The sequence below is a fragment of the Paenibacillus mendelii genome, from assembly GCF_024498075.1.
Lineage (GTDB): Bacteria > Bacillota > Bacilli > Paenibacillales > Paenibacillaceae > Paenibacillus_Z > Paenibacillus_Z mendelii.
The window spans coordinates 45,706-58,172 of the sequence record NZ_JANHOF010000017.1; the positions used below are offsets into that span (position 1 = coordinate 45,706).

General features: G+C 52.4%; 7 protein-coding genes. 6 read left to right on the forward strand and 1 reads right to left on the reverse strand.

All coding sequences use genetic code 11. The annotated features are described in order from the left end of the window. Window positions 1–96: 96 nt before the first annotated feature. On the reverse strand, window positions 97–972 hold the full coding sequence (locus tag NNL21_RS36645) for an AraC family transcriptional regulator (protein WP_204821968.1): 876 nt from the start codon (window positions 970–972) through the stop codon (window positions 97–99). 282 nt (window positions 973–1,254) lie between these two features. On the opposite strand from NNL21_RS36645, the gene NNL21_RS30455 reads away from it, so the two are divergent. The 6 genes from NNL21_RS30455 (at window position 1,255) to NNL21_RS30480 (ending at window position 12,438) form a co-directional block, all read left to right on the forward strand. Further along, window positions 1,255–4,764 carry a hypothetical protein gene (locus tag NNL21_RS30455; protein WP_204821967.1) on the forward strand — a complete coding sequence of 1,170 codons (3,510 nt, stop codon included), beginning with the start codon at window positions 1,255–1,257 and terminating at the stop codon, window positions 4,762–4,764. A 268-nt stretch (window positions 4,765–5,032) separates the two neighbouring features. Further along, a complete protein-coding gene (locus NNL21_RS30460) occupies window positions 5,033–7,291 on the forward strand; it encodes a helix-turn-helix domain-containing protein (RefSeq protein WP_204821966.1) in 2,259 nt (752 codons plus the stop codon). A 306-nt stretch (window positions 7,292–7,597) separates the two neighbouring features. Continuing rightward, window positions 7,598–8,554 (forward strand): ABC transporter permease, encoded by a 957-nt coding sequence (locus NNL21_RS30465; RefSeq protein ID WP_204821965.1) that lies wholly within the window; start codon window positions 7,598–7,600, stop codon window positions 8,552–8,554. Window positions 8,555–8,572: 18 nt separating this feature from the next. After that, the gene (locus NNL21_RS30470) at window positions 8,573–9,466 is read left to right on the forward strand and encodes a carbohydrate ABC transporter permease (protein ID WP_204821964.1); all 894 of its coding nucleotides are present in this window, start codon (window positions 8,573–8,575) and stop codon (window positions 9,464–9,466) included. A 64-nt stretch (window positions 9,467–9,530) separates the two neighbouring features. Next, window positions 9,531–11,129 carry an extracellular solute-binding protein gene (locus NNL21_RS30475; RefSeq protein ID WP_204821963.1) on the forward strand — a complete coding sequence of 533 codons (1,599 nt, stop codon included), beginning with the start codon at window positions 9,531–9,533 and terminating at the stop codon, window positions 11,127–11,129. 19 nt (window positions 11,130–11,148) lie between these two features. Then, complete coding sequence (locus NNL21_RS30480; protein WP_204821962.1) at window positions 11,149–12,438, forward strand: sulfatase-like hydrolase/transferase; 1,290 nt, start codon at window positions 11,149–11,151, stop codon at window positions 12,436–12,438. The last annotated feature ends 29 nt before the right edge of the window (window positions 12,439–12,467 follow it).

A 12,467-nucleotide genomic window follows, 5' to 3' on the forward strand; every position in this document is an offset into this window, starting at 1 on the left:
CAGCAGCTTGCGGGCAAGCCTTGAACCCGATACGGTCCAAGGCTTGTTGGCGCTGCCGTCTTGGCGTATGGGACAAGGATAGCCCCCTGCCCCAATTTATTGGATAATCCGAAGCTTGCCGACGAATTCTTTGGGCGTGCATCCGTTATAGCGTTTGAACAGCTTGTAGAAGTGGGCCATGTTAAAGATACCGACGCCGTCTGCGACTTGAGCGATATTCCAGCTTACCGTGAGCAGCAGGCGCTCGGCTTTCTTGATCCGCTTCTGATTCACGTATTCGGTGAAGGAGACGCCCATCGTCTTTTTGAAAAATTTAGAGAAATACGAGTAGCTCATGTGAGCCAAATTGCTCACATCCTGAAGCTCAATCCGGTCATCGAGATGCTCGTCCACATACGCAAGGACAGGCAGCAGAAGCTGGACCTCGGCGGCATCCTGCCGCTCTAAGGTGCCGAGCGTATCGCCGCGCAGCAGCGTCAGCATGAGCTTTTTCATAAGCATGCTGGTTGCGATCTCGTAGCCTTTGGGTTTCTCGTGCATTTCTCTGTAAATACCGGCAAAAATACGGCTGATGCGGGCTTTGACCTCTTCGTTGGCTTCCAAGACATAATTGAGACAGTCCAGCGGCTGATCGATCTCCATGAACATTCGGAAGTACATCTGCATGGCAGGGTCGAAGTATGCCGCAAATTCGACATGCAGCACATAGTAGACAAGCTCCTCTTCCCCTATTTTGCGGCTAAAATGAAGCTGAGACGATCCGATCACGCAGCTATCGCCGGCCTTCAAGTGAAACACATGGTCCTTTGTATGGATATCGAGCTGACCGCGCTCGATCAGGATGAACTCGACCGGTTTATGGTAATGCCAGATCCAATCGATCGGATACTCGATTCCCTTGTTAACGAGCTGCCAAATTTTCACGCATAGGATGGGATTCTGGTACTCAATCGGCTCTTGGTAAACGTCCACGTCGCAATCTCTCCATTATGTTAAGTTATCAATAAGGGATATAAATATGATGAACGGCAAGTGAACCATTGGAGTTTCTATCGTTATTATACACGATGAAGAGGCAGGCAGAATATACGGTCAGCGATGAGAAAACGGCATGATGATGTGCAAAAGTAAGCAATATGCTGTAACGAATTGAATCGAAGGGTGTTGTATAATTCAGGTAAAGGAGGACAATCGAGGGAATGAACTCAGTTCTTGTTCTCTCCAAATGTAAACGCTACCATTACATGGAGGTGGATGATGTTGTTTTGGAAGAGGTCGTGGTTTATCGGGGGTATGGCTATACTGCTGGCGTTGTCAATGGTCACGCTGGGCTATGATGAAGTGGGAGGCGGTACCGCTGAGGCCAGCGATGGAGCCGTCACATATACGCAGGATTTTTCTAACGTTACGGAGGGTCATGGCCCGGTGTGGGACATTGACGATACATGGCAGGGCAATAATGCGCAAATCGTCGGCGGCGCGCTGACGAATCTCGATGGGCTGCTGCACGGCTTGCGCTACAAAAAAACGACGCCTGCCACGGGAACCTACACGGCGCAATTCGATCTGGTTTCCGCGCCAGCGGATTCCTCCCCGTGGATGACACTGTACGTCGGTTTGCGGCTGGGGACATACGTCAAGCAAGCCAACGAAGCCGACGGCCTGTGGCTTGCATTCAAGGACAATAAGATCGGCATGAGAACGAATAATTGGCCGGAAACGACATATATGACCATCGATTATGACTTCTACGAAGCACGCAGAGTCTATATCGAAGACAACGTTGATCAGGACATCGTCAAGATATATGTCGAGGATAATCAAGGTGTCAAAACATTCGTGGCGCAGGTAGCGATCCAAGGTCAGTCCGTCAGCATGTATGCCGCGGATGATCTCATTACTCCCGCAATCACGACGCAGCTTTCATACCAGCTCGCTAAGACAGGCTACATTAACTGGTGGGTTCACCTGACGACTGGAGTCTTCTTGGACAATGTCTCCGTTATTACGGAAGCAGCCACCGATTCCGTCGATTTCCCTAATGATACCGTCATCCGCGACGACATCTGGGAAGTGAACAATGCCCAGGTGATTGACGGTGCCCTTACGAACCCGAACGGCGGGCTATATGGGCTTCGCTTCAAGAAGAAGACAACGGCAGCCGGAAGCTACCAGGTGAAATTTGATCTGCAGGCCGCACCGGTGGATACCTCGCCATGGATGACGATGTACGTGGGCTTGCGCCTTAGCGGCTATTCGTCACAGGCTAACGAATCGACAGGCCTGTGGCTTGCCTTCAAGGACAACAAGGTCGGAATTCGCACGAACAACTGGCCACTCACCGGATATGTCCAAATTCCGTATAGCTTCGCGGATATGCGGACGGTCGAGCTTGAAGACGATCTGGATCAGAATATCGTGAAGATCTACGTCAACGACGACCAAGGAGCGAGAGCATTCGTCGCGCAGGCCGTGATAGACGAGACGAGCGTCAAGCTGTACGCAGCGGATGATCTGCAGACGCCGGCCGTGACCTCGGAGCCGGGGTATGTCATTGGCAAGAGCGGATTCATTAACTGGTGGGTGCATAACGCGCCGAACATTGTGCTCGATAATGTATCCGTCACGACAGCCGAGTATCAGCGTCCGCCATACGAAGCGGCGGATCCGCTTCAATACCGGGATGTGTACAGCGATACGTGGGTAGCCGCGGACGATTTGTCCAGAACGACGCCGACCTACGCGGCGGTGGGAGCACCGAAGGATAAGAAGGTCGGCATGTTCTATTTCTTATGGCATGACTCCTCATCGGGTCAAATCTTTGATCACAATAAAGCGTATCTCGAAGGCGGTGTGAACGCGGTGTGGGATATGATCCCGCAGGGACCGCTCGGATTCGCGCATTACTGGGCGGAGCCTTATTTCGGCTATTACCGCTCCGACGACCGGTGGGTCATCCGCAAGCATGCGAACATGCTGACGGAAGCAGGGGTGGATTTCGTCTTCTTCGATAACTCCAATAATCTGCTGTATCCGCATATCTACACGGCAGTACTCGACGAGTATAAGAAGATGAGAAACGAAGGACTCGATACGCCGCAGATCGTCTTCTTCTTCGGTGACAATGCCGATTTCGGCAAGAACATGATGACGCAAGCCTGGGAAGAGGTCTACAAAGACGGTTATTACAACGAGCTGTGGTTCAAAGTCGACGGCAAACCGCTCGTGCTCGGCAACCTGAACAAGGTACCCAAGTCGCTTCGCGAGCAATTCACGGTTCGCTCGTCGTGGGCATTCAACGGTTGGACGGGTGACGGCATGGGCAGATGGCCGTGGATCGCTGAATATCCGCAAGCGCCCGGCAAAGACCCTGTAACGGGAGAAGTGGAGCAGCTGACGATCGCGTCGGGCTTCCATGCGAATGCGTCCAAGGGGCGCAGCTTCGCGGGCGGCGAGCAGCCTACCGACGGACAGAATGCATTCGAATTCGAGCTGCCGACGACACCGCTCGGTCTGGCCTACGAGGAGCAATGGAGCCGCGCTTCCGAAGTCGATCCGGAATATGTCATGCTGACGGGCTGGAACGAATGGTGGGCAGGCAGATGGGAGAACGACGCTAACGGGCAGCGGATCGCCAACACATATACGGTGGTGAGGGATGATCCCACCTACAAGCATTATTACGTGGATGCGTTCAATCCCGAGTTCAGCCGTGACCTCGAGCCGATGAAGGGCGGGTTTAACGACAACTATTATTATCAGACCGTGGAGAAGGTCCGCCAGTTCAAGGGCGTTCGGCCGATCCCGGCGGTGTTCGGGCAAGGGAAAATTCACCAGCAGAAAGCGTTCCAGGAGTGGAAGGCGGTCGGTCCGGAATACCGGGATACGCTGGGCGATACGTCACATCGGGACAGCATGTCCTTCGCAGGCGTCTATCATTATACGAATACAAGCGGCAGGAATGATATCGAGTATGCGAAGGTCAGCTCGGATAATCACAACTGGTACTTCTATGTACGGACGAAGGATGCCGTCACGTCCCGCACGGGTACGAACTGGATGAACCTGTTCATCGATGCCGACCAGAATGCCGCAACCGGCTGGGAAGGGTATGACTTTATCATTAACCGCTTGGAGAGCGGCGGCAAAGCATCGATTGAGACCAACGACGGCGGAAGCTGGAATTGGACGAAGACAGGCGATGCCGCGTATACCGTAAGCGGCAATGAAATGTATATTACGATTCCGAAGAACATGCTGAACGTTGATACGGCCCAAGGCTTTGATTTCAAATGGGCGGACAATTCCGTTGCCGATGGGGATGTTATGCAGTTCCTGGATCAGGGGGATGCCGCACCGAATGGCCGATTCAACTATCGCTACACGACCCAGACCCAGAATGTAACGCTCAGCACCGAGCTTTCTGCCTTACTGAATGACGGGGCTGTTGCGATGAAGGTCAACGGGTATGAAGCTTATTTGGACAATAAGAAGGTCATTGTCGATAAGGACAACACCAACATCACGCCGATCGGGGAGAACGGCCAGCTGTACATCCCCGTCACCTTCCTGGAGAAGACGGCGAAGAAAGTCGTGAACAAGAAAGAGCTGAAGAAGTGGAGGGGTGAAGACTACGTTGACGTGAACACGGCGGCGCTCATCTTGGGCAAACAGGCGACAGTCAGCGGGTCGGGCATTGTCATCTTCTCCGCAGGCGGCAGCGTGAGCACGGAAGTGCTGGAGGAGCTCTTCCGCAAATTATAGTCGGCAGGCTCTGTCCTTCTCTATGGGCGGGGCAGTGAGCTAACAAGGCTTTTATTATGAATAAGGCAGCTTCGCCAGGGCGGCGGGGCTGCTTTGTTTGTGACAGAGGCGTTCCGCAGCAAGCTGGACTTATCTGAACGTTTCGTCCCGCCGGCATGATTGACTAACCTAGGATAACAGCCTATATTGTACGGAGGACAGACGCGGGAGTCATAGACTGAGAGGCAGTATCATGATTCGCAGGCAAGGCAATAGGAGGGGGGACAACATGAAGCGCAAACTTAACAATTCCCGCCTGTTCTATCAATTCCTGTTGTCGCATGTGCTTATATTCGCTATACCGTTCACGATTCTTAGCGGCGTTGTTTATTATAACGCGGTCGTCCGGTTTAAGAGCGAGATCGAGACATCGAACGTGTACAAGCTCAATCAGGTCAAAAATACATTCGATCTGCTTGTGCGCGGTCTGGACAACACGGCATCGAGAATTTCAATCGATCGGCACCTGACGCCATTTATGGTCAGGAGCGGGATCTATAACGAAATGGAAGCGGTAGAAGAGCTTAGCAAGTACAAGGTGAATAACACCATTGTCGACGAGGTAGCGCTATATTTTCACGGTGACCGGCAGCTGTATTCCTCCATTGGGATGAATTCGTTCGATACATTTACGGAGCGGATTTACCGGTTCAGCGATATTGACGGGGATCGTCTGGCGAAAGAGATGAGCGAGCTTCAGCTCCCGGAAATCCGGCGTATTCAGACATACCTATCAGGAAGTGACCAGAAGCAGAACATGCTCTTATACATGTTCCCGATTCCGCGCAACAGCCAATCGCCTTATGGGACGGTCTCCTTTATTATTCGCGAATCGGTGATGACTGACCTCGTCGGACCGATATTGGGGGATTTTAATGGCAGCGTTTACATCTCGGATGCAAACGGCCGCATTCTTGCCTCCCGAAGCCGTGAGAACAACCTTACGGAACAGAATGCCATCAATGAAATGTCGCGCCATAATGAGGAGGGCATCTACAATGCGACTATTGGAGGAGAGCGGTATTCGCTCATGCAAGCCAAGTCGGATTTGACCGGGTGGTCCTACGTGATTGCGATGCCGACAAGCCAGTTTCTGGACCGCGTTTTGGAGATGCGGACCTTTATTCTGCTTATTTGTTCCGCAGTTGTCGCGTTCGGCATTCTAATCGCTGTCCTGCTCTCCACAAGACAATACCGACCGATCCGCAGCATTGCCGAGTACGCTCGATCCTTGCAGGGACGATCCCCCGCAATCGCCGATCGCAGGCACAACGAATTGGACCTTATCCGGGATTCCGTTCATGCCACGCGCGACCTGATGGAGCAGATCAATCATCAGCGTCCGATTGTGCGCGAGCAATTCTTCGTCCGTTTACTGGTAGGTTCGATCAAGGATTCGGGTGAAATCACCGCGTTCATGGCCCGGGAAAACATGACGCTGCCTGGCGAGAGCTGCTTTGTGGCCGTCATACCAACGGACGGATACGAGCATATCTCTACACAGAGCCGGGAAGAGCTGCTGCGGATGTTGTCCGAGGTTGCGCTGCCGGGGGCTGTAGGATACGGTGTGGAAATGATCCAGGACAACGTCATCGCTATCCTTATAGTAACGGGGTGTGACGTAACGGCCATGCGCGAGACTCAGGAGGAGAGCGCACGTGAAATCGTGCGGTTGTTCGAGCAATGCTGGGGCATTCGGCCAACGGTCGGCATCGGGAATCCGGTATCGGGCATGCCGCTCGTGAACCGCTCCTATATCGAAGCTTCAGCCGCCATGGAGGCTAATGCCAGGGGGCGCCGGGGCGGAATTGTATTCTTCGACGAGCTCTCGGAATGGCAGGAGAGCAATGAGTGGTATTCCGTCGAGGAACAAATCCGCATGGTGCAAAGCATGAAACAGGGTAATAAAGAAGCGGCAAGAACGGCGCTGGCGACGATTATGAGCGATTTGCAGGGAAAAGATGTGTCGTTGTTCTATCTCCGCTGCATGTGCTTTGATTTGATCAACACATTCTTGAGAACGATGAACGAGCTCAAGCTGAACATTCAACAGGAGCATCGGCGGAATTTGATCGAATTCTCGACACTGAAGCAGCTCAATGCAGGCATGGACGGCCTGATTGACGACATATGCGATTACGTGCAGGCCAATAAGGAAAGCAAGAGCAGCGCTCTGGGCGCCGATATCTTGCACTATATCGGGCAGCATTACAACGAATATGATTTGAATCTGGAGAAGATCGCCGATCATTTCCGCATGTCTCTCTCGTACTTCAGCCGTTTCATGAAAGATCAAACCGGCTATACGTTTACCGACTACGTCACCCATCTTCGCATGGAGGAAGTAAAACGGCAGCTGAAGAGCAGCGACCTCCCGATCAAGAACATTGTGACCAGCGTCGGCTACTCGGATGTATCGAATTTCATGCGTAAATTTAAAAACACGGAGGGCCTTACGCTAGGGCAGTACCGCAAGCTGCATTCATAAACGACTTTCTATCGGAATGTCGTCCGATAAGCCATTCCCTCGAATGAAGACTCATTCGGGTGGAATGGCTATTTTTATTGGCGCGTAATAGAAGGTGGAAAGCCTGTAGGGACGCGGGATGAGCGGGTTGAATGTAAAGAATGACAACCTGCCGCATGAACGACATATTTACACAGGACCTGTCTGTGGGGGCATTCCATGTAAAAAGTGACAACCTCAAAGCATCAATCACAAATTTACGATTGTCCGTCTGAGCGGTAGCATAATGGCTATAAACCGCGGTGAGTTAGAGGGGGAGTTAGATTCATGACAGCACAGACGGAGCCGCTCGCTGCCAAGAAGGCGGAGCGTGCACCGAGACGAAGCGGCTGGAAGTCCATTCGTAAGAATTGGGAATTGTACGTGTTCGTATTGCCCACGATGGCGTATTTTATCGTATTTCATTATTTTCCGATGTATGGCTTGCAGATCGCCTTCAGGGATTATACGCCAAGCCTAGGGATCTGGAACAGCCCTTGGGTCGGTCTTGAGAATTTGCAGCGCTTCTTCGATTCGTATTATTTCTGGACGCTGATCTGGAACACGATCGGAATCAGCCTGTACGAGCTGGCCGTCGGGTTCCCGATACCGATCCTGCTTGCTTTGGCGTTGAACGAGCTTCGCAACGGGACGTTCAAGAAGTGGGTACAGACCGTAACGTACGCGCCGCACTTTATATCCGTAGTCGTCATGTCGGGTATGATCATCGCGTTTACGTCTCCAAGCAGCGGACTGATTAATTTAGCGATCAAGGCTTTGGGCGGAGATCCGATAGCGTTTCTCTCCGAGCCTGGCTGGTTCAAGAGCGTGTTCGTCTTCTCCGGCGTCTGGCAGAGCATGGGCTGGGGAACAATCATTTACTTGGCGGCGCTGGCCGGGGTCGATCCCCAGCAGCATGAGGCGGCGATGATTGACGGCGCAACCCGGCTGCAGCGAATCTGGCATATTAACTTGCCGAGCATCGTTCCGACGATGGTCATCCTGCTCATCCTGAATGTGGGGAGCTTCATGTCCGTCGGTTTTGAGAAAGTATTCCTGCTCCAGAACCCGCTTAATCTGGAAGCGTCGGATGTCATCTCTACTTACGTATACCGCAGCGGGCTTGTACAAGGACAGTTCAGCTTCTCCGCGGCGGTCGGCTTGTTTAACTCGGTCATTAACTTTATACTGCTTCTTACTGTAAATCGGGTCGCCAAACGATTGAACGAGACGAGCCTATGGTAAGGGGGAAGGTGGACAACCATGAATAGGGAAGCCAGATCGGACCGTGTGTTCGATGTCGTCAATAAATTGTTTCTGTTCTGCGTACTGATTATCGTTTTGTACCCGCTGGTGTATGTTGTCAGCGCTTCGATAAGCGATCCCGTCTATGTGAATCAGGGAGCGATGTGGCTGTTCCCGAAGGGAATTACGTTTGAAGGATACCAGCGGGTTTTTCAAAATCCGGAGATTTGGGCCGGTTACGCCAACACGATCTTGTATACGGTTGCCGGAACGAGCATCAACCTTCTGTTCACGCTTCCTGGCGCCTATGCGCTCTCACGCAAAGATTTGAAGGGGCGCGGCATCATGATGGGCTTGATCGTGTTCACGATGTTTTTCGGCGGCGGTCTCGTTCCGACGTTTCTGCTCGTCAGCGGGCTTGGAATGATGAACACCGTATGGGCGCTGCTGATTCCGAATGCGGTCGCGGTATACAATCTGATTATTTGCCGTACGTTTTTTCAAATGAATATTCCAAAGGAATTGCAGGAATCGGCAGAGATTGACGGCAGCTCCAATACGATGCTGTTTCTGAGAATCGTGCTTCCGTTATCCGCGCCAATTATCGCCGTCATGGGGCTCTATTACGGGGTGACGCACTGGAACAGTTATTTCAGCGCCATCATCTATTTGAAGGATCGCAGCTTATATCCGCTGCAATTGATTCTGCGGGAAATCCTCGTGCAGAACCAGATGAGCGATACGATGCTGATGACCGGGGACGATATGGAAGCCATGGCCAAGCAAGCCCGGATCGCGGACATCATTAAATATGCGGTTATGATCGTATCGAGCTTGCCAATTATCGTCGTTTATCCATTCATGCAGCGGTTTTTCATGAAGGGTGTGTTGATCGGATCCGTCAAAGGGTAACGGAATCCGGTTTTACATAGCACAGCAAATCAACTAGTGGGGGAAGAGAAAGGGGAAGCAGCAAATGAAGAAGTGGTTGAAAACAAGCATGGTCGCCATCGTAAGCAGTGCGGTCCTGCTGGCCGGATGCAGCTCAGACAAAGCAGGGGATACGTCGACATCGGAAGGTGGCGGGGCGCCGAGCAATTTCAATGCGGAAGGCTACCCGATCGTGAGCGACAAGGTCACCTTGAAGATGATGGGATCGAAAGCGGCCATTCATGGTCCATGGGAAGATATGATCCTGTTCAAAAAAATGGAGGAAATGACGAATATCCATTTCGAATTCGACACGCCTCCGCAAGCGAACTACCTGGAGACGAAGAACCTGGCGTTTGCCAGCCGTCAATTGCCCGACGTGTTCTTCAACTCCCAGCTGACGCCGGATGACGAAGTAACCTACGGCGGCCAAGGGTATTTGATTCCATTAGAAGGTCTTATCGAGAAATATGCACCGAATTTCAGCAAGCTGATGAACGACAATCCTGAAATCAAGAAGTCGATCACAACGATGGACGGGCATATCTATGCGCTGCCGCTCATTATCGACCAGCCCCGGGCTTTTGTTCCGAACCGGATGTGGCTGAACGGAGATTGGATGGCGAGCTTAGGTGTTACGGCAGAACCAGCGACAACGGATGAGTTGTATGAGCTGCTGAAGCGGTTCAAGAATGAGGATCCCAATAAGAACGGTAAGGACGATGAGATCCCTATGTCCGGCGTGAAATTGGATAGCTTGCAGGTCGCGCTGCTTCCGGCATTCGGCTTGCTGGGCCGGGAAGTAGAAGTGAAGGACGGGAAGGCGCGTTTCAATCCGGTCCAGAGCCAATACAAGGAATACCTCACTTACTTGAATAAGCTGTTCTCTGAGAAGCTGCTGGATAACGAAATGTTCGTGCAGACCTCCCAACAGATGAATGCTAAGGGAAATGCGAATCAACTGGGTGCTTTCTCAGGGTCGGCTCCGGATCTTGTACTTAAGGTAGACAAGCCGGAAGACAATTTGAAGCACCCGATGCTCGGACCGCTTACAAGTCCGGTAAACAGTGAGAAGCTGGCGATGAGGGCATCGAATATCCGCAGAGGCACGTTCGCGATTACGAGCGAGAATAAATATCCTGAAGCAACGATGCGCTGGGTCGATTATTTGTACTCTACCGAAGGCAGCCAGTTGGCTTATCTAGGAAACAGCTTCAAATGGCTGGACGATGCAAAGACCAAATGGACTTTCGATTCTCCTGAAGGCGAAAATCCGGAGGAATACCGCGCTAAGCTGACCCCGGATGTAGGCGGACAGCTGCCGCTGATTAAAGAAAGAGAGTTCGACGCTAAGCGCGACAACGGCAAAGGGCCGGATTATAATAAGATGGTGGATGAGGAGCTGAATCCATATGCTAAGCGGGAATATCCGGACGTATATTTCAGCAACGAGGAGCAAAAGCGGCTGAATGTAATCAAGACCGACATTAAAACGTATGTCGATCAAATGGAAGCGAAGTTTATTGTCGGACAGGAGCCGTTCACGAAGTGGGACGATTATCTGAATACGATCAATAAGATGGGTCTGGATGAAATGCTGAAGATTTACCAGGATGCCTACGAGCGCTGGAACGCATTGAAATAAGAGAAAAGGTGTGACCGTTATGACAAGACCGAACATCGTCGTCGTGTATTGCGACGATTTGGGATACGGCGATTTGGGATGCTACGGGTCCGATGCGATTCGGACCCCCCATCTGGACGCGCTGGCGGCGGAGGGGGTTCGCTTCACGGACTGGTATTCCAATTCGCCGGTCTGCTCTCCGTCCCGTGCGTCGCTATTGACGGGGCTATATCCGGCGAAAGCAGGCGTGAGCCACATATTGGGCGGAAAGAGAGGAACCGGTGGGCTGAAGCAGGAAGCGAAGACGCTGGCCGAACGGCTCAAGGAATCCGGCTACAGCACGGCTCTCTACGGCAAGTGGCATCTCGGTTCAGCCGAAGATGCCAAACCGAATGCACGTGGCTTCGACGATTACTTCGGCTTCCATGCCGGCTGCGTGGACTATTACTCGCATATCTTCTATTGGGGCATGCCGAATGTCAATCCTGCGCATGACCTGTGGAGCAATCGCGAGGAAGTGTGGCATGACGGCGAATATATGACGCATCTCATTACGGACAAATCAGTCGATTTCATCGAGAGAAGCAAGGAGCAGCCCTTCTTCCTGTATGCAGCTTACAACGCGCCGCATTATCCGATGCATGCGCCGGATAAATATATGAAGCGATATAGTCATCTGCCCCGTGACCGCCAGCTGATGGCGGCGATGATCTCCGCCGTCGACGACGGCGTCGGCGATATCGTAGCAGCGCTGAAGCGAGCGGGGCAATATGAGAATACGATCATTTTCTTCTCCAGCGATAATGGGCCTTCTTCCGAATCCCGCAATTATCTCGATGGGACGGAAGACGTCTATTATGGAGGCAGTGCGGGCGTATTCCGCGGCCATAAAGGAAGTTTGTTCGAAGGCGGCATCCGCGAGCCTGCTATACTGGTCTATCCCGCTGCTATAGCAGCGGGGCAGGTATGCGGAGAAGCGGGCATGATGGCTGACATTGTGCCGACTGTCATGGAATTTGCCGGTCTGGCATCGCCATCTTCAGAGAAAATTGACGGGAGCAGCGTCGTCAAGATGGTGACGGAGGGGGCTTCAACGCCGCATCGTCAAATTTTCTGGGAGTATGGCAGTCAGCTTGCCGTACGTGAAGGAAAATGGAAGCTGGTTCTGGGCGGCAAGCTTGACTTCGACCGCACGCAGCCAGACGATGTCCATCTCTCCGATCTGGAGGCGGACCCTGGCGAGCGGGTCAATCTGAAGGATGACCATCCGGACGTGGCCGCTCGTCTGGAACGCGACGTACGAGATTGGTATAAACAGCTGGGGCAATAAGCCGGAGTATAAAAGAGAAGAGAGGAGAG